Source organism: Mesorhizobium sp. WSM1497 (genome assembly GCF_001672455.2).
GTDB lineage: Bacteria > Pseudomonadota > Alphaproteobacteria > Rhizobiales > Rhizobiaceae > Mesorhizobium > Mesorhizobium ciceri.
In genome coordinates, this window is the sequence record NZ_CP021070.1 from 5,238,231 (window position 1) to 5,260,012 (window position 21,782).

The 21,782-nt window shown below is 63.9% G+C and carries 19 protein-coding genes and 1 pseudogene; 3 read left to right on the forward strand and 17 right to left on the reverse strand.

All coding sequences use genetic code 11. The annotated features are described in order from the left end of the window. Positions 1-1,353 carry a sensor histidine kinase gene (locus tag A9K65_RS25790; protein ID WP_064993159.1) on the forward strand — a complete coding sequence of 451 codons (1,353 nt, stop codon included), beginning with the start codon at positions 1-3 and terminating at the stop codon, positions 1,351-1,353. A 28-nt stretch (positions 1,354-1,381) separates the two neighbouring features. On the opposite strand, the gene A9K65_RS25795 is transcribed toward A9K65_RS25790, so the two are convergent. From A9K65_RS25795 to A9K65_RS25840, 10 genes and pseudogenes are all read right to left on the reverse strand, one after another. Next, positions 1,382-2,260, reverse strand: coding sequence for an ABC transporter permease (locus A9K65_RS25795; RefSeq protein ID WP_013532454.1), 879 nt, complete (start codon positions 2,258-2,260; stop codon positions 1,382-1,384). 13 nt (positions 2,261-2,273) lie between these two features. Next, positions 2,274-3,128, reverse strand: coding sequence for an ABC transporter ATP-binding protein (locus tag A9K65_RS25800; protein ID WP_013532455.1), 855 nt, complete (start codon positions 3,126-3,128; stop codon positions 2,274-2,276). A gap of 133 nt (positions 3,129-3,261) precedes the next feature. Next, a complete protein-coding gene (locus tag A9K65_RS25805) occupies positions 3,262-4,275 on the reverse strand; it encodes an ABC transporter substrate-binding protein (RefSeq protein WP_027163344.1) in 1,014 nt (337 codons plus the stop codon). A 176-nt stretch (positions 4,276-4,451) separates the two neighbouring features. Beyond that, positions 4,452-5,231 carry a 4-hydroxy-tetrahydrodipicolinate reductase gene (gene dapB, locus A9K65_RS25810; RefSeq protein ID WP_064993158.1) on the reverse strand — a complete coding sequence of 260 codons (780 nt, stop codon included), beginning with the start codon at positions 5,229-5,231 and terminating at the stop codon, positions 4,452-4,454. Positions 5,232-5,248: 17 nt separating this feature from the next. Then, positions 5,249-7,342 (reverse strand): ATP-dependent helicase, encoded by a 2,094-nt coding sequence (locus A9K65_RS25815; RefSeq protein ID WP_064993157.1) that lies wholly within the window; start codon positions 7,340-7,342, stop codon positions 5,249-5,251. 89 nt (positions 7,343-7,431) lie between these two features. Next, positions 7,432-7,605 (reverse strand): hypothetical protein, encoded by a 174-nt coding sequence (locus tag A9K65_RS25820; RefSeq protein WP_084015629.1) that lies wholly within the window; start codon positions 7,603-7,605, stop codon positions 7,432-7,434. Positions 7,606-7,960: 355 nt separating this feature from the next. Further along, positions 7,961-8,758 (reverse strand): agmatinase family protein, encoded by a 798-nt coding sequence (locus tag A9K65_RS25825; RefSeq protein ID WP_064993156.1) that lies wholly within the window; start codon positions 8,756-8,758, stop codon positions 7,961-7,963. A gap of 102 nt (positions 8,759-8,860) precedes the next feature. Beyond that, a pseudogene (locus A9K65_RS25830) lies at positions 8,861-10,025 on the reverse strand (M20 aminoacylase family protein). 18 nt (positions 10,026-10,043) lie between these two features. Further along, entirely contained in the window at positions 10,044-11,270 is a 1,227-nt protein-coding gene (locus tag A9K65_RS25835; protein ID WP_064993155.1) for a Zn-dependent hydrolase, read from the reverse strand. Beyond that, entirely contained in the window at positions 11,267-12,475 is a 1,209-nt protein-coding gene (locus tag A9K65_RS25840) for a diaminopropionate ammonia-lyase (RefSeq protein ID WP_064993154.1), read from the reverse strand. Before A9K65_RS25840 ends, A9K65_RS25835 begins: the two co-directional genes overlap by 4 nt. A 105-nt stretch (positions 12,476-12,580) precedes the next feature. Here A9K65_RS25840 and A9K65_RS25845 point away from each other — a divergent pair, with 105 nt between their 5' ends. Then, positions 12,581-13,060 (forward strand): Lrp/AsnC family transcriptional regulator, encoded by a 480-nt coding sequence (locus A9K65_RS25845; protein ID WP_064993153.1) that lies wholly within the window; start codon positions 12,581-12,583, stop codon positions 13,058-13,060. A 54-nt stretch (positions 13,061-13,114) separates the two neighbouring features. Here A9K65_RS25845 and A9K65_RS25850 read toward each other — a convergent pair whose 3' ends face one another. The 6 genes from A9K65_RS25850 to A9K65_RS35715 form a co-directional block, all read right to left on the reverse strand. Continuing rightward, the gene (locus A9K65_RS25850; RefSeq protein WP_064993152.1) at positions 13,115-15,223 is read right to left on the reverse strand and encodes a molybdopterin oxidoreductase family protein; all 2,109 of its coding nucleotides are present in this window, start codon (positions 15,221-15,223) and stop codon (positions 13,115-13,117) included. Positions 15,224-15,438: 215 nt separating this feature from the next. Continuing rightward, on the reverse strand, positions 15,439-17,316 hold the full coding sequence (locus tag A9K65_RS25855; protein WP_027162727.1) for an ABC-F family ATP-binding cassette domain-containing protein: 1,878 nt from the start codon (positions 17,314-17,316) through the stop codon (positions 15,439-15,441). 124 nt (positions 17,317-17,440) lie between these two features. Further along, positions 17,441-17,890 (reverse strand): MucR family transcriptional regulator, encoded by a 450-nt coding sequence (locus A9K65_RS25860; RefSeq protein ID WP_064993165.1) that lies wholly within the window; start codon positions 17,888-17,890, stop codon positions 17,441-17,443. A 162-nt stretch (positions 17,891-18,052) separates the two neighbouring features. Next, positions 18,053-18,256: a hypothetical protein gene (locus A9K65_RS25865; RefSeq protein ID WP_064993151.1), complete on the reverse strand. Its 204-nt coding sequence runs from the start codon at positions 18,254-18,256 to the stop codon at positions 18,053-18,055. Then, positions 18,249-19,196: a DMT family transporter gene (locus tag A9K65_RS25870; RefSeq protein WP_064993164.1), complete on the reverse strand. Its 948-nt coding sequence runs from the start codon at positions 19,194-19,196 to the stop codon at positions 18,249-18,251. Before A9K65_RS25870 ends, A9K65_RS25865 begins: the two co-directional genes overlap by 8 nt. 45 nt (positions 19,197-19,241) lie before the next feature. Next, positions 19,242-20,075, reverse strand: a complete 834-nt coding sequence (locus A9K65_RS35715) for a hypothetical protein (RefSeq protein ID WP_024504290.1) — start codon at positions 20,073-20,075, stop codon at positions 19,242-19,244. 110 nt (positions 20,076-20,185) lie between these two features. On the opposite strand from A9K65_RS35715, the gene A9K65_RS25885 reads away from it, so the two are divergent. Then, positions 20,186-21,145 carry a LysR substrate-binding domain-containing protein gene (locus A9K65_RS25885; protein WP_013532472.1) on the forward strand — a complete coding sequence of 320 codons (960 nt, stop codon included), beginning with the start codon at positions 20,186-20,188 and terminating at the stop codon, positions 21,143-21,145. Positions 21,146-21,242: 97 nt separating this feature from the next. On the opposite strand, the gene A9K65_RS25890 is transcribed toward A9K65_RS25885, so the two are convergent. Then, positions 21,243-21,755: a DinB family protein gene (locus A9K65_RS25890; RefSeq protein ID WP_013532473.1), complete on the reverse strand. Its 513-nt coding sequence runs from the start codon at positions 21,753-21,755 to the stop codon at positions 21,243-21,245. Between the last annotated feature and the right edge of the window lie 27 nt (positions 21,756-21,782).

A 21,782-nucleotide genomic window follows, 5' to 3' on the forward strand; every position in this document is an offset into this window, starting at 1 on the left:
ATGAGGATCAACAGCCTCCGCCTGCAATTGCTGGCATGGGTGGTGCTGCCGCTTGCCGGGCTCGCGACCATCAACCTGTGGACCAGCCAGCGCAACGCACTGGCGACCGCGGACCTGGTCACCGACCGGATGCTCGTCGGATCGGCGCGGGCGATTGCCGAGCAGGTCGCCATGGTCGACGGCGTGCTCGATGCCACGGTGCCCCCGGCGGCGATCGAGATGTTCGACACCGGCGACCGCGACAGCGTCTACTATCGCGTCGAGACAGCCGGCGGGCGGCTGCTGACCGGATATCCCGACCTGCCCGAAGCGCCGCAGCATGCCAGTGTCGAGGCCCCCTACCGCGATCACCAGCTGCGGCTCCTGACCCTTGGCCATGCGGTGATCGGCGCCGGCAACGACTCGCCAATATCAGTCACCGTGGGCGTCACCCTTGCCGGCCATGACGCCATGGTCAAACAGCTTTGGTTCAGCGCCTTTGCCCAGCAACTGGCGCTGGTGGCGATTGCCGGCGTGTTCGTGCTGCTCGGCTTGCGTCGCGGCCTGGCGCCGTTGATCCGGCTGCGCGATGCGGTACGCTCGCCAAACCGCAGCGACCTTGACCCCGTCGAAGTGCCCGGTGCGCAAAGCGAGATCCGCCCGCTGATCGACGCCCTCAACGCCTACATGGAGCGCGTGCGGGCGCAGATGGCGGCGCAACGCCGCTTCATCGCCAATGCGGCGCACCAGCTGCGCACGCCCCTGGCGCTGCTGTCGACACAGGCAAGCTATGCGCTTCGCGAAAGTGCCGCCGATGCCCGCCAGGAGGCGCTGGTGGCGCTGCAGGCGAGTTCCGGTAAACTGGCGCGGCTGGCCGAACAGCTCTTGACCCTGTCACGCGCCGAGCCAGGCAGCCGGCGGCCGCGCGCCGAACGCATTGACCTGGCGGAAGCCGCCCGGCACGTGCTGGAAACCCTGGCGCCAACGGCCATCGATCGCAAAATAGATCTCGGCCTCGAGGAGGCTGGCCCCGTTCCGGTCATCGGCGACGGCACCATGCTGCGCGAGATGATCGTCAACCTCGTCGACAACGCGCTGCGCTACTCCCGGGCTGAGGGCAGTGTCACGGTGAAGCTGGCGGCCATCGACGGCGAAGCCGTGCTGACGGTCGCCGACGACGGGCCTGGCATTCCGGCGGACGAGCGAGACCATGTCTTCGAGCGCTTCTACCGTATTGCCGGTTCGACCGAGGAAGGCAGTGGGCTGGGACTCGCCATTGTACGCGAGGTCGTCGAAAATGCCGGCGGCCGCGTCACCCTTGGGGATGGCGCGGCTGGCGGTCTGTTGGTTGAGGTCAGGCTGCCGCTGGCCTGACCGGTCAGGCTGCCCCTGGTCTGACCGATCACGTTCCCTGCTCGTTGAACGGCGCCGGCCGCCACTTCACGACATAGTTCTCGAAGCGGGTGATGATGAACTCCACCACCAGCGCCATGACAGCCAGGATGATCATCGCGGCGAACACGCCATTGGCGTTGAAGGCGCCCTGCGCGGTCGAGATCAGCAGGCCCATGCCTTGCTTGGCGCCGAGGAACTCGCCGACCACCGCGCCGACCAGCGCGAAGCCGAAGCTGACATGCAGGCTGGCGAGGATCCAGCTCATCGCCGAAGGAATGATGACGGTGCGGGTGATCTGGAACGGCGAGGCGCCAAGGATCTGGGCATTGGCGATCATTGCCCTGTCGGCCTCGCGCACACCCTGGAAGGCGTTGGCGAAAACAACGAAAAACACCATCACCACGGCAAGCGCCACCTTGGACGCCATGCCGAGGCCGAGCGCGATGATGAACACCGAGCCGAGCACGACGCGCGGCACCGAATTGGCGATCTTGATGTAGATCGAAAAGACATCCGCCAACAGCCGATTGCGGCCGAGGATGATGCCGGCGGCGATGCCGCCAAGGGCACCGATGACAAAGCCGAGGAAGGTTTCCTCCAGCGTCACGTAGATCTGCAGCCAGAGTGGGCCTTGCGAGGTGCCTTCGGTGATCCACGACCAGATCTGCTGCCAGATGCCAGAAGGGCTGGCGAAGAAGAACGGGTCGATGATGTTGTAGTCGGCGCCGAGTTCCCACAGGCCAAGGAAGACGACCAGGATCGCCAGGCGCAAGGAGATGACAAGCGCGTGGCGGCGGCGCAGCCTTGCCCTCGCCCGGGCTTCGGCAACGGCGATGGAAGCATCGCGGACGGCGGCCTGGTTGGCGGTCGGAGAGATTGCGGTCATGCTGTTTCTCCTTTCAATGTCCGGTCTGCAAGGTCCGGCTCTGGCCGAGCTGCACTTCCTCGCGCAGATCGTTCCAGATCACCTTGGCGATCTCGACGAAGTTCGGGTCGTAGCGGATGTCGGCCATGACGCGCGGGCGCGGCAGGTCGATGCGGTAGACGCTCTTGACCGTGCCCGGCCCAGCGGTGAGCACATAGACCTTGTCGGCCAGCGCCACCGCCTCCTCTAGGTCGTGGGTGACGAAGACAACCGAGGATTTCTGCTCCGACCACAGATCCAGCAATTCGTCCTGCATGGCGGTGCGCGTCTGCATGTCGAGCGCGCTGAACGGCTCGTCCATCAAAAGGATCTTGGGCTGGTTGATGAAGGTCTGCGCCAGCGCGACGCGCTTGCGCATGCCGCCCGAAAGCTGGTGCGGATAGTGCTTCTCGAAGCGGCCGAGGCCGACGCGGGCGATCCAGTCGCGGGCGCGGTCGTAGGCCTGCGCCTTTGGCGTGCCGCGATAAAGTGGACCGGCGGCGACATTGTCGATGACACTGCGCCAGGGAAACAGCGCATCCGCCTGGAAGACAAAGCCGATGTCCCGGCTGATATCGGTGACCGGCGTGCCCATGACGCGGACATTGCCGGTCGTCGGCCGCAACAGGCCGGTGACCAGGTTGAGCGTCGTCGACTTGCCGCAGCCGGTCGGCCCGACGACGCAGGCGAACTCGCCGCGCGCCACGGTCATCGTGAAATCGCGGATCGCCGTCATCATGTGCCCGTCGGGCGTGACGAAACGCAAGGTCACATCATCGATGGCGATCGCGGCGTCGGCTTGTGGCGCGGCCTGAGACAGCTTCTCGGCCGCCATGGGTTGCACTTGCATGGCGCACTCCTGTCGCAATGGGGCAAGGGAGCCCGCGGCAGTGCCACGGATCTCCAGGTGTTCGGGAGGCCGCGCCGCTGCCTTCTTGATTCAAGCAGCCGGCGCAAGCCCAACGAGTGGTAGGCTGGCGCCGCTATTTGGCGGCGTCGACGAATTCGGTCGTGTAGGTCTTCGACAGGTCGATCTGCTTGCCTTGCAGGCTCTTCGAGAATGTCGAGAGAACCTTGAGCACGGTCGGCGGACCATCGGCCGGCATGCGGCCATCCGGCGTGAACATCGCCTTGCCGCCGGCCAGCCCCTGCACGTAAAGGTCCCGGTTGCCGGCATAATAATCCTTCGGCATCTTGTCGGCGATCTCTTCGGCCGAATGCGTGGCGATGAATTTCATCGTCTTGACGAAGGCATTGGCGAGCTTCTGTGCCTCATCCTTGTGGCCTTCCAGCCAGGAGGACTGGACATAGAAGGACGCCGCCGGATAGTCGCCGCCCAGCGCTTCCTTGGTCTTTTCGGGCGTGCGCATGTCGACCAGGATGCTTGCCTCGCCGGTCTTGAGCAGTTTGGCGATGGTCGGCTCGGTGGTCATGCCGGCCTGGATCTGGTCCTGCTTGACGGCGGCGATGAAGGTGTTGCCGGCGCCGACCGGCAGCAGCGTGTAGTCGCCGGGCTTCAGGCCGCTGCGCACGGCAAGATACTGGGTCAGGAAATCGGTCGAGGAGCCGAGACCGGTGACGCCGAGCGTGGCGCCCTTGAAATCGGCGGGCGACTTGATCTCCGGGTGCTTGGCGGAGACCAGCTCGACCTCACCGGGCGCTTGGCTGAACTGGACGATCGACTGGATGTATTTGCCCTTCGACTGCAGGTCGACGGTGTGATCGTAGAAGCCGACAACGCCTTGGACGGCACCGGCCAGCAGTTCATTTTCGGCCTCGACCCCGGCGCGCGAGTTGAGCAGTTCGACATCGAGCCCCTGGTCCTTGAAGTAGCCGAGCTGCTGGGTGAGCACGGCAGGCAGATAGATCTGCTTTTCCATGCCGCCGACGATGATGGTGATTTTGTCGGCAGCCGAAGCCACCGTGGCGCTTGTGGCTGCAATAGCAAGGGTTAGCGCCGCTGTGCGCAGGGCGCACTTCGAGATGAAACCGGTCACGAAACTTCCTCCACTTGGGCGGCGCGCCATCCCGGCTGCGCCGCATTCCTCCTTACCGGCCGCTCCCGCACCGGTCACACGGCGAACGCCGTAATGACTTCATGGCACGCCCAAGCTTTCAGCTGGCTTTCAGTCGTTTTAACGGCCGTTGAAATGGAATCCGTTGTGGCTGCCGGTCACGGAGCGCCGAAACCGAGAACGTCGCGCATGTCGTATTCGCCGGGTTGGCGCCCCGCCACCCAGAGCGCGGCGGCAATAGCACCACGGGCGAACATGATGCGGTCGCCGGCCGCATGCGACAGGGTGACAAGTTCGCCCTCGGTGCAGAAGCTGACGCTGTGCTCTCCGACGATGCTGCCGCCACGCAGCACCGCAAAGCCGATCTCACCGGGAGGCCGCGCGCCAATGGCGCCATCGCGTGCACGCCTTGCGACCGTCTTCAGATCGATGCAGCGTCCGCCGGCCGCGGCATGGCCCAGCATCAACGCCGTTCCCGATGGCGCATCGACCTTGTGGCGATGATGCGCCTCGACAATCTCGACGTCCCAGTCATCGGGATCGAGTGCCCGCGCCGCCTGCTCGACCAGTCCGACCAGCATGTTGAGCCCGAGCGAAAAGCTGCCGGAACGCACGATGGCAATCGTTTTCGCGGCGTCGGCGATAACAGCCAATTCAGCAGCATCGAAGCCCGTCGAGCCAATGACCAGGGCGGGCCCGCCGCGCTCGGCGCAAACCCTGGCCAGGTCGGCCGAGGCAGCCGGCGTGGTGAAATCGATCACGATTTCGGCCATGGAAAGCGCCTCGTCGCGGCTCACCAGACCTTCGCCGACAATGCCCGGCCGGTGAAAGCGGGCGGCGAGCGCCAGCCGCGCATCGCCCTGCACGGCATCCGCCATCTGGCGGCCCATGCGGCCCAGAGCGCCCGCGATGGCTATCCTGATCGGTGGTTGGGGCATGGCGCTATCCCCTGAGACTATTTCCACATGCCGCGCATGCGCGCGCCGATGTCGACGCGCACCTCCGGCCGGGCCGCCCTGCCCTGTGCCGCCTGCGCGCCCGGCCATGACATCTGCTGGAACGCGGCGAGGATCGAAGCCGGGATGAAGCGGGTGCGCGAGGCATAGAGATGGCGGTCGCCGCGTGCCGCCTGGCCGTGCGGAAAGAAGCGTTGCGGCATGACCAGATTGAGATTGTCCTTGGCCCGCGTCATCGCCACGTAGAGCAGCCGGCGCTCCTCCTCGATGTCCTCCTTGGTGCCGACGCCGAGATCGGCCGGGATGCAGCCGTCGACCGTGTTGAGCACGAAGACGTTCTTCCATTCCTGGCCCTTGGCCGAATGGATGGTCGACAGGATCAGATAGTCCTCGTCGCGATGCGGCGGCCCGGCCTGGTCGCTGGTGGCGTCCGGCGGGTCAAGCGTCAGTTCGGTGAGGAAGCGTTCGCGCGAAGCATAGCCCGAGCCGATCTGCTCGAGCTGCAAAAGATCGGCGCGCCGCGTCGTCGCGTCCTCGTGGATGCGCTCCAGATGCGGCTCGTACCACAGCCTGATCTGTTCGAGATCGGCCGGCCATTTGGCGCCGGTCCGCAGGCCGGAATAGAGCGAGACGAAGCCCGGCCAGTCATCCGCCGCACGCTGCGGCGGGCGCCAGCCGGCCAGACCCATCGCTTCGTCCAGCGCCGTCGTCATGGTCTCGACGATCTGCGCGGCAGCCGAAGGGCCAATGCCCGGCATCAATTGCAGCACGCGGAAACCGGCGACGCGGTCGCGCGGGTTCTCGGCAAAGCGCAGCACCGCCAGCACATCCTTGACATGGGCGGCATCGAGAAACTTCAAGCCGCCGAATTTGACGAAGGGAATGTTGCGCCGCGTCAGCTCGATCTCCAGCGGCCCGCTATGATGCGAGGCGCGAAACAGCACCGCCTGGGATTTCAGCGCCGTGCCGGCCTCACGTTCGGCCAGGATGGTGTCGCAGACGAAATTGGCCTGCTCGACCTCGTCGCGCACGCTCACCAGTTTTGGCTTGTCGCTGGATTTGCGCTCCGACCACAGGTTCTTGGTGAAGCGCTCCGAGGCCTCGCCGATCACCGCATTGGCGGCCGCCAGGATGGTTTCGGTTGAGCGGTAATTGCGCTCCAGCATCACGACATCGGCGGCTTGCGCGAACTGGTTGGGAAAGTCGAGGATGTTGCGCACCTCGGCGGCACGGAACGAATAGATCGATTGCGCATCGTCGCCCACCACCGTCAGCCCGGCGCCGTCGGGTTTCAGGGCCATCAGGATCGAAGCCTGCAAGCGGTTGGTGTCCTGGTATTCGTCGACCAGCACATGGTCGAAACGCCCGCCCAGATGCGCTGCTATCTCGGGCTCCGCCGCCATCTGCGCCCAGTAGAGCAGCAAATCGTCGTAATCGAGCACGTTTTGCGCCTGCTTGGCCTCGACATAACCGGCGAACAATTCTTTCAGCTGCTCCGCCCAACCGGCGCACCAGGGAAAGGCGGAACCCAACACCTCGTTGAGCGGCGCCTGCGCGTTGACGGCGCGCGAATAGATGGCAAGGCAGGTTCCCTTGGTGGGAAAGCGCGCTTCCGTCTTCGAGAAGCCAAGTTCGTGACGGACCAGGTTCATCAGGTCGGCGGAGTCCTCGCGATCATGGATGGTGAAGGCAGGGTCGAGGCCGATCTCCAGCGCATAGTCGCGCAGCAGCCGCGCGCCGATGCCGTGAAAGGTTCCCGCCCAGGTCAGCGCATCGGTGATGACGGCGGCATCGCGGCCGAGCACTTCGCCGGCGATGCGCTCGACGCGCCTGGCCATTTCGGACGCCGCGCGGCGCGAAAACGTCATCAGCAGGATGCGGCGCGGGTCGGCCCCCTTGACGACCAAATGGGCGACGCGGTGGGCCAGCGTGTTGGTCTTGCCCGAACCCGCGCCGGCAATGACCAGCAGCGGGCCGGCTATCTGGCCGTCGCCGTGCTCGACGGCCTGGCGCTGGGCATCGTTCAGCCGGGCGAGATAGGCAGGCTGGACGGTCGGGTCCCGAAAGATCGAATCAGCGGTGGCTAGGTTCATCGCCCATCAAGCATCGTTTCTGCTTTGTTCGCAACGTCGATGCGAAGCTGGCCTCGTGCTCGACAGGCCGAAGCGCGACATCCATGTCTTTAGCGTTGCGGATCGACACCCATGTCGGCCGACTGCCGCCGCAAGGTCTCGCGATCGTACTTCGACGGCGGCAACAGCAGCGGGTCGACTGTATCGGGCACGTTTTCGACCATCTTCCTGGCGATACGATAAGTGACATAGGCGAAGGCGCCGGCGACGAGCAGACGGAACATGGTGCAACACTCCTTTGGAGCAGAACCAACCGGGTAAACCGCATTTGGTTCCCTTGCCAATCGTCCACGCGCGCAGTCGGAGATGAGGGTGGGCTACGGGTTTCGCCAGCGCTTTCCCGATGCATTCTCGGGGCACGGGAGGCGGAACTTTGCGGTTTGCGGGGTTCGTGTCCTGCCGCATGCCGCCGTGGCGTTCCAGACAGGCTTTGGGGGAAGAAGGCCGGCGCCGCTTGGGAGGAGGAACGAAGCGCCGGCCAAGCGGATAATGAGGTCCGCCGCACAGGTAAGGCTAGCTGAGTCTTGCCCCGGCGTCATCGGGGGATTGTCTTTGTTAAAAATGTACCCTCGCCGCCCGTCACCCGCGTGTCTTGACCATCATCCCGGCAATCTCCTTGAGGAGTTTTGCCGCCACGCCGGCGGTCAAATTGGCGATGTCGCGAGTGGGATTTAACTCAACGATATCAGCGGCTACGATCGGCTGGTTGACTGACTGAATCAGATTGATGACCTGACGAGTGGTCAGGCCGCCGGGTTCGCGATGCGAGACCCCCGGCGCAAAAGCCGGATCGAGCCCGTCGAGATCCATCGAGATATAGACCGGCGTCGTGAGGTCGAGCCGCAGATCATCGCTGAACCGCGCTGCCTCGATCACCTCGACACCGAACCGCTCGAACTGGTCGCGATGATGGTCATTGACGGTGCGCAAGCCGACCTGGATGAGGCGGTCGGCAAGCCGCTCTTCCATGATGCGGGCAAAGGGCGAGGTGTGGGAGCGCGGATTGCCCTGATAGGCATCATAGATGTCGGGGTGCGCGTCGATGTGCAGAATGGTCAGGCTGGAGTGGCGACGGCGCACCGCGCGCAGCACTGGCCAGGAGATGGCATGGTCGCCGCCGAGGCAGATCAGCGGATCGCCCAGTTCCAGCACGCGTCCAACCTCGCCTTCGATCAAATCCCATGGATCGGTTACGACGTCGAAACCGATGTCGCCATGATCGACAAACCTGTCCGTCAGGTCGAAACCGGTTTCGCTCCACATGCTGTAGGCATCGCTGAAGAGTTCGGGACGGATATGAGCGGGCGCAAGTGCTGCGCCCTTGGCGAAGGACGAATTGTCGTCGTGGGGGATTCCCAGCAGCGAAATCCTGGTCATCGGCGCGCGAACTCCATCAATAGGAGTTCAATAGACCCGGGAGTTGGCTGTCGGTAGCGATGGTGTTTGTGCCAGTGGCGAGCGTGGCAATCAAACCCACGATCATTTCCCGGCTTCGAGCCTTTGCCTGACGACGGCGACATGGAAATTCGTGCCGAACAACAGCCCGTCATCGTTGAAGTCGTAGCTGGAGTTGTGCAGCGGCGCCGAACCCTCGCCATTGCCGACGAAGACGAAGCAGCCCGGCACGTGGTCGAGGAAGCGGGCGAAATCCTCCGAAGCGGTCATCGGCTCGCGGGCGACAGCGATGTTGCCAGGCTCGAAGACGCCCCTGGCGGCGGCGAATGCGGCATCGACCAGCTCGGCATCGTTGCGCAGCGGCACGAACTCCCTGCTGTACTTGACCTCAGCGGTGACATTGTAGGCGACGGCGATGCCCTCGGCGATGATGCGCATCTGCCGCTCGATCTCGGCGCTGACCTCGGGGCGGAAGCTGCGCGCGTCGCCCAGAATGCGGGCAAGACCGGGCAGAGCGTTGCGGGTGCCGTCGGTGATCAGCTCGGTCACCGAAACCACCGATATGTCGGTCGGGCTCAGCCGGCGCGAGACGATGGTCTGCAGATTGGTGACCAGCGCGCAGGCGGCGACCAGCGTTTCGTTTCCCGCGTGGCCGCGCGGCATGGCCGCCGAGCCCTTTGAGCACGATCTCGAAGTTGTCCTCGGCCGACATGACCGGGCCGGCGCGGGTCTCGAAATGCCCGATCGGCAGGCCGGGCATGTTGTGCAGGCCAAATATCTCGTCGAAGGGAAAGCGCTGCATGAGCCCATCGTCGAGCATGGCGAGTGCGCCCCTGCCCCACTCCTCGGCCGGCTGGAAGATGAAGCGCACGGTGCCGTCGAAACCGCCCTCGCCGGCCAGCAGCTTTGCCGCGCCGAGCAGCATGGTGGTGTGGCCGTCATGGCCGCAGGCATGCATGATGCCGGGATTGCCGGAGCGGTAGGATGCGTCCGATTGCTCTGATATGCGTAGCGCATCCATGTCGGCCCTGAGCGCAATCGCCCGGTTGCCGCTGCCGCGCGTCAACGTGCCGACGATACCGGTGCCGCCGACGCCTTCGCTGACGTCATCGAGGCCGAACTCACGCAGTTTGGCAGCGACGAAGGCTGCGGTACGCTTCTCCTCGAAGCCGAATTCGGGATGCGCATGCAGATCGCGCCGCCAGAGAATCATTTCCTGCTTCAGCGCATCGCGATCGAGTTCAGACATTTCTTTGCCCCTTCTGACCTAGTTTGCCAGTTGCGCGGCCACATCAAGCAGGATGTTGGCGCCGGCAACAAGCTCGGCATCTTCGGTGTGTTCGCGCGGACTGTGGCTGATGCCGCCAATGCTCGGCACGAAGATCATCGCTGCCGGTGCGATGCGCGCCAGCATCTGCGCGTCGTGTCCGGCGCCTGATGTCATGCGCCGGACACCGAGGCCACGGTCTTTCGCGGCGGCCTCGATCAGCTCGACGATGCGCAGGTCGAAGATCACCGGTTCGAAGCGGGCCAGTTGCTCGACCGAAATGACCACGTTCTCGGCAGCGGCAAGCTGCCCGAGATAGGCGGCAAGCGCCGCCTCCGCCGCCTGCAGGCGCTGTTCGTCGGGGTCGCGCAGATCGATGGTGAAGACCGCGCGCGAGGGAATGACGTTGATGGCATTCGGCTCGAAGCGGATCGTGCCGACGGTGGCGACGGTCGGCGCGTTCGAGGCTTTGGTCCGGTCGAGCAGGAAGGTGATGACCCGGGCGGCGGCGTGGCCGGCATCGCTGCGCATCGACATCGGCGTGGTGCCGGCATGGTTGGCGACGCCGTCGATGGTGATGCGCTGCCAGGAAATGCCCTGCAGATTCTCCACCGCACCGATCGGCAAGCCCTCACGCTCCAGCACCGGCCCCTGTTCGATATGCAGTTCGAGGTAGGCGTGCGGCTTGAGGAGGCCGGGCTCCCGGTCACCGGCATAGCCGATGCGGGCGAGTTCCTGCCCCAGCACGCTGCCATCGGTGCCGACGGCCGCCAGCACCGTTTCGGCATCGATGCCGCCGGCGTGGACCAGCGAGCCCATCATGTCGGGTGTGTAGCGTACGCCCTCCTCATTGGTGAAAGCGGCGACCGCGATCGGGCGCGACGGCGACAAGCCTGACGCCTTCAGCGTCTCGATCACTTCCAGCCCGGCAAGCACCCCGTAACAGCCGTCATAAATGCCGGCATCGATGACAGTGTCGATGTGCGAGCCGATGAGCAGCGGCGCCTGCCCGGCATTTTCCGGGCTCTGCCAGATGCCGAAAATGTTGCCGACCCGGTCGATGGCGACATCGAGCCCGGCCTGCCGCAGCCAGCCGACGAAGAGGTCGCGGCCCTGCCTGTCGGTGTCGGAGGCGGCCAGCCGGGTCAGCCTGCCCTCGCCATCCCGGCCAACAGCGCCGAGTTCGCGGATGCGGCCGAGCAGGCGCTGCGCATCGATGGCGATCATGCCGTTGCCTCGGCTGTCCTCTTGCCGGCCAGCACATTGGCCGGGCTCATGCCAACCAGTTCGGCATAGCGATGCGGATCGGTGGCGCCCTCAGTGTTGATCACCAGCACACGCGATTTGCCGTCGAGTTGAAGCTCGGCCCGGTTGTCGGCCACCGCCCGGATCAGCCCAGCAAGGCCGACGCCACCGCTTTCGCCGGCGACGATCACCGGATCGCCGGCGGCCGGCCGTGCCAGCCGCCGCATCACCGCGACGGCGTCGTCCTCATCCACCGTCATGAAGGCATCGGCGGCGCGCGCCAGCACCCGCCAGGCGACGGGCGAAGCCTCGTAGCATTCAAGCATGGCCATCACCGTCGGCTGGCCATGCGCAACCTTGACCGGATGCCCGACCTGGGCGGCCGCAAAAACACAAGCGGCACGCGCCGGCTCGACCACGATGAAGGTCGGCCTGGCGTCACCGAGCACGATGGCCAGATGACCGGCCAGCGCGGCGGCAATGCCACCGACACCGGCCTGCACGAAGACGTGGGTTGGTGTCCGAGGGAGCTGACGCAGTGCCTCGCGCACGATCGCCGTATAGCCCTGCATGACCAGGCCAGGAATCCGTTCATACCCCGGCCATGAGGTGTCGGACACGACGGTCCAGCCCTTCTCGGCCGAAACCTGGGCGGCCTGCCTGACCGAATCATCATAGTTGCCGTCGACGCGGATCATCTCGGCACCATAGCGGGCGATCGCCGCTATGCGCTCCTCGCTGACGCCGGCGTGGACGAAGATCACCGCCCGCGCGCCGACGAGTTGCGCGCCTTGCGCGACGGAGCGGCCATGATTGCCGTCGGTCGCACAGGCAAATGTCATCGCAGCAGTGACGGCCCGCACATCAGGCTGATCGAGATCGGCCATATCGACGGGCCGGCCCAGCCGGCTGCCTGCCTCCTCCAGCACCAGGCGGAAGACGGCATAGGCACCGCCCAGCGCCTTGAAGCTGCCGAGGCCGAGGCGAAAGCTCTCATCCTTGATATGGATGGCGCCAAGTCCGAATTCGCTGGCGAGCGCCGGCAGCGCATGCAGCGGCGTCATCAGGTAATTCTCGCGATGGCTGAGAAAACGCTCGACCGTGTCAGCGCCGGTCACGCCAAGGGTTTCGGCATCGGCGGGATCGAGTGACAGGCGATGCAGAGTATTGCGGTTGAGCAGGAACACTGGCGGCCTCCTTGGCATTGAGCGAGAATATATTGCAGGATGGGCGCAAAGAGCGCTGTAATATGGCCTCCCAAATGCAAATTTGTTTCGCCAGAGGTATCGCCATTGCCTGTATTGCCGCCCTCGCTCGACAGTTTCGATCTCGCCATCCTTGCCATCCTGCAGCGTGACAACACGACGCCGCAGCGGCTGATCGGCGAGGCGGTGAACCTGTCGGCGACGGCGGTGCAGCGCCGCATCAAGCGCATGGAGCAGACCGGCGTCATCGCCGGCAATGTCGCGGTCGTCGAGCCGGCGGCGGTCGGCCAACCCATCACCATCTTCGTCGAGGTGGAACTCGAGAGCGAACGCGCCGAGCTGATCGACGCGGCCAAGCGGCAATTCTCGGCAACCCCTGAAGTCCAGCAATGCTACTACGTCACCGGCGAGGCCGACTTCATCCTGGTCATCACCGTGGCTGATATGGGCGCCTATGAGGCGCTGACGCGAAAACTGTTCTTCGACAGCAACAATGTCCGCAAGTTCCGAACGTTCGTTGCCATGGACCGGGTCAAGGTTGGTTTGACGGTGCCATTGCCCGGCTGAGCATATCCCTGCACGGTCTGATCTGGCGCGAGACGAGCGGAGTTCTCGCCGATCTCAGCCTGCCGCCCGCAGCCAGACCTTGTTGTCGTGGAAGGCAGCACCGCCATAGGGCGCCGGCGCATCGGCGCCGGTCAGAACATTGATGCCTTCGCCGCGCTCATGCGCGCTGTTTGGCCAGATGCCTTCGGCGATCACCACGCCGCGCTTGATGCCGTCGAACAGCTTCGCATGCAGCACGACTTCGCCGCGCGTGTTGCCGACCTCGACACGGTCGCCATCGGCCAACCCAAGGGCTGAGGCATCGTCGGGGTGCAGCAAGAGTTCAGGCCGGCCCTCCTTGGCCTTGGACACCGGCGTCTCCGAAAAAGTCGAGTTGAGAAAATTGCGCGCCGGCGACGTCGTCAGCCGGAACGGGTGCGCCTCGTCGGCAACCTCGATCAGATCGACATGATCAGGAAATTCCGGCAGAAGCGCCACCGGGCCGAACAGACCCATGCTTTTCGGCGGCCGGTTGGGCGCCGCCTGCCCGGTCCAGTCGGCGCGGAAGCGGAATTTTCCATCCGCGTGGCCAAATCCGTTGATGAAGTGTGCTGCCTCGAAATCCGGCTGCAGGTCGACCCACTTGTCTTGCTTCAAGCTTTCGAAACTGCCCAGCCCGCGCTTGCCCAGGATGATGTCGATATGCTGCTGCTCGGTCAGGCCGAAACCCGGACGGTCGGCGACGCCGAGGCGTTTTGCCAGTTCCTCGATGACGAAATGGTTGCTGCGCGGGCCTTCCGGCGGCTCGATCAGCTTGGGGCCAAGCGTGATGTGCTGGTTGCCGCCGCCCTTGTAGACGTCGTCATGCTCGAGGAACATCGTCGCCGGCAATACGACGTCGGCAAGCTTGGCCGTATCGGTCATGAACTGCTCGTGCACGCAGGTAAACAGGTCGTCGCGCAGGAAGCCTTGCGTCACCAGCCGCTGCTCCGGCGCGACATTCACCGGATTGGTGTTCTGGATCAGCATCGCCGTCACCGGCGGGCCACCATAGAGCGCATCGCTGGCTCCGGTCAGCACCGGGCCGATGCGCGAATGGTCGAGATAGCGGATCGAGGGATCGCGCATCTTGGTGCCTTCGAGCACATCCTGGTTGAGCTTGAAGATGCCGGAATTGGAATGGAAGGCGCCGCCGCCCTCATATTGCCAGCTGCCGGTGACAGCCGCGATGCACGAGGCGGCATGCATGTTGACGGCGCCATTGCGCTGGCGTGCAAAACCATAGCCGAGGCGGAAATAGGTCTTCTTGGTCGTGCCGACGAGGCGGGCGAAGGCCTCGATCTCGGCGACCGTCAAGCCGGTGATCCCGGCCGCCCACGCCGGAGTGCGCGTCTCGAGATGGGCTTCCAGCCCTCTCGGGTCGTCGGTGTATTTCGAGAGATAGGCGCGGTCGGCCATATCCTCCTTGAACAGCACATGCATGACCGCGCAGGCCAGCGCGCCATCGGTGCCTGGCTTCAGCACAAGGCCGAGATCGGCCTGCTTCATCGTCGCGTTTTCGTAGACGTCGATGACGACGATCTTGGCGCCGCGCTCCTTGCGCGCCTTGATGGCGTGGGTCATGACGTTGACTTGGGTCACCACCGCATTGGTGCCCCAGATCACCACGCAATCGGATTTCGCCATCTCGCGCGGGTCCGGCCCGCGCAAGGCGCCGGCGCCCATCATCCAGCCGGTCCAGGCGAGATTGGTGCAGATCGACCCGAAAAAGCCGGAATATTTCTTGGCGTGGCGCAGCCGGTCGATGCCGTCGCGCTGCACCAGCCCCATCGTGCCGGCATAATAGTAGGGCCAGACCGTCTCCGAGCCGTAGCTCTCCTCGGCCGCAATGAACTTTTCGGCGACAAGGTCGAGCGCGGCCTCCCAACTCGCTTCCTTCCAGGTGCCGCCGCCCTTGGTGCCGGCGCGGATCAGCGGCTTCAGCAAACGGTCGGGATGGTGGACGCGGTCGGCATAACGCGCGACCTTGGCGCAGACGACGCCGGCCGTGTAGCTGTTGGACTTGGCGCCATGGACGCGGCCGATCCGATTGCCGTCGAGCAGTTCGACCTCGAGCGCACAGGTCGACGGGCAATCATGCGGACAGGCGGAATGGCCGATGCGAAGCTTGGTGTGTTGGTTCATGGGGTGACGTTAACCGGTTCCGGACGCGGCGTGTAGGGCCAGATAGCGCCTTCCCTTCTCCCCCTGTGGGAGAAGGTGGATTGGCGCGCAGCGCCGAGACGGATGAGGGGTGTTCCAGCGGAGTGAGACGTTGGGGTTCCCTGGAACACCCCTCATCCGACCTCGCTTCGCGAGGCCACCTTCTCCCACAAGGGGAGAAGGAAAGAACGCTCCCCCTACTCCGCCGTGCCTTCTTCATACTCTGCCGACATGGACAGCCACTTTTCCTCGTGGCCGGCCAGCGTCTGGGCCAGTTGCGAGCGCTCCTTGGCCAGCCGGGTCGCCGTCGACGGATCCTTCTCGTAGACCGCCGGATTGGACAGTTCGTCCTCGATGCCGTCGATGCGCTTGCGAATGCGGTCCATCAGCGCTTCGGTGGCGCGGATCTCCTTGGCCAGCGGCTCGAAGGCGGCGCGGCGTGCCGCCGCATCGCGACGGCGGTCGGCCTTTGATGCCTTGTCGGCCTCGCGCTTGCCGCGGCGGTCGCCGGACACGCCGGTGACCAGCGTCTTGTAGTCTTCCAGATCGCCGTCATAGGGGTTGACCGCGCCGTCCTTGACCAGCCACAGCCGGTCGGCGGTTGCCTCGAGCAGATGGCGATCATGCGAGATCAGGATGACGGCGCCAGGGAATTCGTTCAACGCATGGATCAGCGATTCGCGGCTGTCGATGTCGAGATGGTTGGTCGGTTCGTCGAGGATGAACAGGTTCGGCCCCTCGAAGGCCGACAGGCCCATCAGCAGCCGCGCCTTCTCGCCGCCCGAAAGATCCTTGGCGGCGGTGTTCATCTTCTCGGTGGTGAGGCCGAACTGGGCGACGCGGCCGCGTACCTTCGATTCCGGCGCCTCCGGCATCAACCGGCGGACATGCTCGTAGGCGTTTTCGTCCGGCCGCAGATCGTCGAGCTGATGCTGAGCGAAGATCGCCACCTTCAGCCCGGGCGCCACCGTCATGGTGCCGCTCTCCTGCTTCAACCGGCCGGACAGCAGTTTGGCGAAGGTCGACTTGCCGTTGCCGTTGGCACCGAGCAGCGCGATGCGGTCGTCGGCGTCGATGCGCAGCGTCATCTTCTTAAGGATCGGCTGCCCCTCGGTGTAGCCGACATTGACGTTGTTCAGCGCCACGATCGGCGAGGCCACCGTCTTCACCGGCTCGGGGAAGGAGAACGGCCGCACCGAGTCGTTCACGAGGGCCGCGATCGGCTTCATCTTTTCCAGTGCCTTGATGCGCGACTGTGCCTGTCTCGCCTTGGAGGCCTTGGCGCGGAACCGTTCGACGAAGGATTCCATGTGCTTGCGCGCGGCTTCCTGCTTGACGCGGCCCTTCTCCTGCAATTCCTTCTGTTCGGTGTATTGACGCTCGAACTGGTCGTAGCCGCCGCGCCAGAAGGTCAGCTTCTTCTGGTCGAGGTGAACGATCGAGTTGACGGCGCGGTTGAGCAGGTCGCGGTCGTGCGAGATCAAAAGCACGGTGTGCGGATATTTCGACACGTAGTTTTCCAACCACAGCGTGCCTTCAAGATCGAGATAGTTGGTCGGCTCGTCGAGCAGCAGCAGATCGGGCTCGGCAAACAGCACCGCGGCGAGCGCCACGCGCATGCGCCAGCCGCCGGAAAAGGAGGAGGCCGGACGCCGTTGCGCAGCGTCATCAAAGCCGAGGCCGGCGAGAATGGTGGCGGCGCGGGATTCGGCTGAGTGCGCGTCGATGTCGGCAAGCCGCATATGGATGTCGGCGATGCGGTGCGGATCGGTCGCCGTCTTTTCCTCTTCGAGCAACGCCGTGCGTTCGAGATCGGCCTTGAGCACGATCTCGATCAGCGCATCCTCGGTGCCTGGCGCTTCCTGCGCCACCTGGCCGATGCGGGTGCTCTTCGGCAGGCTGATCGAGCCTGTCTCGGACGGGAAATCGCCGGTAATGGCCTTGAACAGCGTCGTCTTGCCGGTACCGTTGCGGCCGACAAGGCCGGCTTTGGTGCCGGCCGGCAAGGTCAGCGAGGCATGGTCGAGAAGCAGGCGTCCGGCCATGCGGAGCGATAGGTCGTTGATGATCAGCATGGCCGCGCTTTTGCACCGGACATCAACGCTTCGCAAGGCCTTGCGGGCCAGTTGGCCGCACAAGGCCTCGAAACGACGCCCGCGAGGGCGCCGTCAAAGCAGCCGAACGGTGGCTTGCCTGCTCTCAGGCAGTCGCCTTGCGCTTCGTTGCCTTGGCGACAGCGGCCGGCGCTGCTGCCGGCTTGCGGCCCAGTCCCGTCGACTTTGCCAGCGCCGATCGCGTCGCCGAGTAGGTTGGCGCAACCATCGGATAGTCCGGCGGCAAGCCCCATTTGGCCCGATAGTCGTCCGGGCTCAGGCCGTAGTCGGTCCGCAGGTGCCGCTTGAGCGACTTGAACTTCTTTCCGTCCTCAAGGCAGATGATGTAGTCGGGAAATACCGACTTCTTCGGATTGACTGCCGGAACCAGGTTTGGTGTTTCCGCGACAACTGCACCAGCGAGCTTGCGAACCGAAGCACTGACGCTGGCAATCAACTCAGGCAGGCCGGAAGCCGGAAGGGGATTGTTGCCTACATAGGCCGAGACAATATCGGCCGTCAGCTCGATAACGGTCTTATCATCGATATTTGACAATTCTTTCACCTTATTTGCGACAAAATCCTCCACCCCAGCGAAGACTTGTGTCGATGTATCTCTTTAACCGCGTCCCCCAACGGACCGCCAAGCCTCATAAAAGAATGAAGAATCGGCCAAAATAGCATTCATGCGAAATCGACGCCGTGCAAATTAGAAAATCTAATACTTGGAACCAGCAGACTTAGCGGCAGGACTTTCGTCCAATATCTCCAGAATACGCTTCCAGCGGGCGCAGCGCGCGAAATCCTTTTGTTCTATCGCCTTTTCGGCCCTCATCGCGGCGTAAAGCGGTGCCTCGACGCCGAATCCGTCGATCAGCCAATGCGCTTCCTGAATGGCCAGACGCTCATTCTCGTCAAACATGGTTTTCGGCCTCCGAACGTTCCACACCGACCGCGACACAACTGCCGATGACGAGGATGGCTCCGACAATGGCCGTCACCGTCAGCCGTTCGCCGGACAAGGTCAAAAGCAGGGTCGAGGCGATCGGCGTGAGATAGGCGACCACCGCGACCCTGCCGCTGCCTTCAAGCTTCAAGGCGCGCGACCAGAAATAGTAGCCCAAGCCCATCGGACCGGCGCCGAGATAAAGGCCGAGAGCCAGGTCCGCGCCGATGGGCCAGGTGAAACCGTCGCGAGCGCACCACAGAAACGTCAAAGCGACGCCGATCAACGATGAGGGCAGCAACAGGCGATCGGCTGGGGTGGCGACCCGTCCCACCATGATCGAATAGAAGGCCATGCACAGCGCCGACCCGAATGCGGCGAGATATCCGACCAGATCGCCGTCGAACCAGGATTGGTTGCGCCCTCCCGAAATCACCAGTGCGACGCCGATGAAGCCTACCACCGCGGCGAGACCCAACAGTGCCGGACGCCGCGGATTTTCCAAGGCAATGACTGCCGCCGCGACCATCAACGGCCAGGTGTAGGCGACCAGATTGGCCTCGATCACCGGCATCGAAGCGAAGGCGATGTATTGCAGCACCATGGTGCCGACCAGACCGATGAAGCCGACCGCGAGAGAGATGAACGCCGCCCCGGCCGTGACCGGTGCTACTCTTTCCCGGCTCATCAATCGGATGGCCCGGCTCATCAATCGGATGGCGGCGAAGACGAGTGCAGCGCCTGCAAATTGCAGGAACTGGACCTGCGACACCGGATGGCCGGCCAGCAGGGATTTGCCGATCAGGGCATTGGTGGACCACAACGCCACCGCACCGGCAGCGAAGACCAACGCGGATATCGAGCCGGATCCCTGCCGAAACAATCGGCATGGGATTCTATTTTGCTGTTCGACCATGATCCTGTCCGAAAACCGGTTCCGACTTTTCGGGATCATGGTTCACTACCATGATTCCCTGGCTCCGCCCGGAACCGGAGCATCGACGGCGGCGGGCACGGGATGCTCCGCCTCGAACCGACGGTAGGCCGGGAGCTGGTTGGTCCAGACATCTTCGGCCAGTTCGCTGACCCACTCACGGTCGTGGTCATTGTCGGCGGCGAGATAGAACATTCTGTTGTCGTCGACATAGGGTTTGGCCACCGAGCGCTGGTTGAGCACCAGCGTGACGCGCTCGCCGAACCGGATCGGCGCGGTGCGATGCAGGACGCCCAGGAACTGGCCGAGCGTCGCGTAGTTCATCTTGTGATCGATGCGCATGACACTGTTGCGCGGGATCTCGCGGCCGGATTCGAGAATGGCGCGGCCGGTTTCGGAGTCGTCGCAATAGATTTCGAGGTGGCCGCCGACCAGCGGATTGCTGATCGACAGCGGAATGAGCTCGGTGACCGGAACGCCATCGCAATGCCACTCCACGGCGCCGTCCCTGGGATTCATGAAGGTGACCGTCGAGCCGACGATCGACAGCGGATAGGGCTCCAGCTTGGTGCCCATCATGTCGGACAGCCGCTCCAGGCGCAGCTTGTCATGCAGCAATTCCCTGATCTCGGGGATGAAACGGTCGGCCCCGGTGATGAAGGTCAGATCGAGGTGCTTGTGCACGGCATGGCTGGCCTTGAGCTTCAGGGCAGCCTCCTCGATCGCGGCAAGCAGTGCCGGGTCATAGCCGTGCAGATATTGCGCGACACCGAAACTCGACACTTTCCAGGCGGTTTCATGGCCGATAATGGCTTCGCGGCTCATCGCATAACGCAGTTCGGGAATGGTGTGGGCGTTCACTGTACTTCTCCAGGATGGGGGCAACACTTGGTAAACAGTCGATTAATTCACCCACCCCTGTAAAATTAGGAATGCTGGTGCTAGTGTAAGCCAAGCTTAAGGTCGAAACCGTGCGTCTGCTCAGTCAGGTCAACCTCAATTCGCTGAAAATCGTCGAAAGTGCTGCGCGGCACGGGAATTTCACGCGCGCCGGTGAAGAACAGTTTATTACCGCTTCAGCGGTCAGCCAGCGCGTGAAAAGCCTGGAGGATCAGCTTCGTTTCAAGATTTTCCAGCGCGGCGGCAATGCGGTGTCGTTGACGCCGGAGGGCGAGACCTATGTCTCGCGCGTTCGCGAGGCGCTGGAGCGAATCGTGGCCGCCAGCATGGAAGCGACCGGACAATCGCAGGAGCATGTGCTAAAAATATCGGTGCTGCCGACCTTTGCGGCACGCTGGCTGTTTCCGCGCCTGCCGCTGTTCCAGCAGCAATATCCCGATATCGTGATGCGGGTCTCGACTTCGTACGCGACGCATGAGTTCACGGCCTCGGAATTCGATCTCGAAATCCGTTATGGCGACGGTCACTTTCACGGGCTGCAGTCCGATCTGCTGTTTCGCGAAGACCTGACACCGGTGTGCAGCCGCAAGCTGTTCCACGAAGTCCTCGGCGACAAGCGGCTGTCGAAGGTGACACCGGACGACCTCAAGCACTTCACCCTGCTGCATTCCGACACCTGCACCCAGAATTGGCAGTCCTGGCTTGGTTTCGCCGGCGCCAGCTTCGTGCTCAGCGAGACCAAGAGCATCTATTTCGACTCGTGCATGATGTCCTACGAGGCAGCCAATTCCGGGATGGGCTTTGCGGTGGCCAACCGTGCCTATATGGCCAGCGACATCCGCGCCGAAAGGCTGGTGGCTCCCTTCGCCGTCCATCATCCGAACACGGCTGGCTGGTATTTTGTCTCTCCGCTGAAAGGCCTTGCCGCACGCAAGGTCCAGTTGTTCAAGCAGTGGGTCATGGCGGAAGCGGCCCTGACCCAGTCCCAGTTGGACAACGAAATCAGGGGCGAGGCTTCGACGGCTGCCTGAATCCATCCGGTGCCTACTGATGCAAAGACGATGCTGCAGCACAAAATGCAGCGACGGCCGGCACAACCTTCGGACTGACTACGCAAACGCCACCGGATCAGGCGAAAGCCCTGCCCTCCTCGGTCCGCTGGAAAAGCATCAGGTCCAACCCCAGGCTTGGCCGTCCCAGGATGGTCAAGATCGTATGCGCCTGGCCGCGATGGTGGGTCTGGTGGTTGAAGACATGGTCCAGCGCCGGCGCCAGCCTTTGCGAAACGGTGCGCATGTCCGAGACGGTCATGTAGGTGAACCGGCCCGTCAACGCCTTGTCATTGAGGCCGCCGACCCAATCGATGATCCGCCTGTCCTCGGCTTCACGCGCCGCCCGCAGGCCGGTCAACCCCCGATGCAGGATAGCGTCCAGTGTCGTCGGCGCGTCGCCCTCCCCGGTGAAGCGCTTCATCCAGATGCGGTCGGCAGTCAAAAGGTGGTTGAGCGTGCCCATCATCGAGCCGAAGAAGGCGCCGACATCGCGGTTGAATTCCTCATCATCGAGTTCGGCGGCGGCATCATAGATGCGACCGTTGGCCCATTGATTATAGGCCGCAAACATCATGAAATGCTGTCTCATGGCTTCCCTCGGCTCGCGTCGATGCGG

Bases quoted from the DNA above. Each gene is read 5' to 3' on its own strand.
- A9K65_RS25790 (WP_064993159.1), top strand. From the start codon at position 1: ATGAGGATCAACAGCCTCCGCCTGCAATTGCTGGCATGGGTGGTGCTG.
- A9K65_RS25795 (WP_013532454.1), bottom strand. From the start codon at position 2,260: ATGACCGCAATCTCTCCGACCGCCAACCAGGCCGCCGTCCGCGATGCT.
- A9K65_RS25800 (WP_013532455.1), bottom strand. From the start codon at position 3,128: ATGCAAGTGCAACCCATGGCGGCCGAGAAGCTGTCTCAGGCCGCGCCA.
- dapB (WP_064993158.1), bottom strand. From the start codon at position 5,231: ATGCCCCAACCACCGATCAGGATAGCCATCGCGGGCGCTCTGGGCCGC.
- A9K65_RS25815 (WP_064993157.1), bottom strand. From the start codon at position 7,342: ATGAACCTAGCCACCGCTGATTCGATCTTTCGGGACCCGACCGTCCAG.
- A9K65_RS25820 (WP_084015629.1), bottom strand. From the start codon at position 7,605: ATGTTCCGTCTGCTCGTCGCCGGCGCCTTCGCCTATGTCACTTATCGT.
- A9K65_RS25825 (WP_064993156.1), bottom strand. From the start codon at position 8,758: ATGACCAGGATTTCGCTGCTGGGAATCCCCCACGACGACAATTCGTCC.
- A9K65_RS25835 (WP_064993155.1), bottom strand. From the start codon at position 11,270: ATGATCGCCATCGATGCGCAGCGCCTGCTCGGCCGCATCCGCGAACTC.
- A9K65_RS25850 (WP_064993152.1), bottom strand. From the start codon at position 15,223: ATGAACCAACACACCAAGCTTCGCATCGGCCATTCCGCCTGTCCGCAT.
- A9K65_RS25855 (WP_027162727.1), bottom strand. From the start codon at position 17,316: ATGCTGATCATCAACGACCTATCGCTCCGCATGGCCGGACGCCTGCTT.
- A9K65_RS25865 (WP_064993151.1), bottom strand. From the start codon at position 18,256: ATGTTTGACGAGAATGAGCGTCTGGCCATTCAGGAAGCGCATTGGCTG.
- A9K65_RS25870 (WP_064993164.1), bottom strand. From the start codon at position 19,196: ATGGTCGAACAGCAAAATAGAATCCCATGCCGATTGTTTCGGCAGGGA.
- A9K65_RS25890 (WP_013532473.1), bottom strand. From the start codon at position 21,755: ATGAGACAGCATTTCATGATGTTTGCGGCCTATAATCAATGGGCCAAC.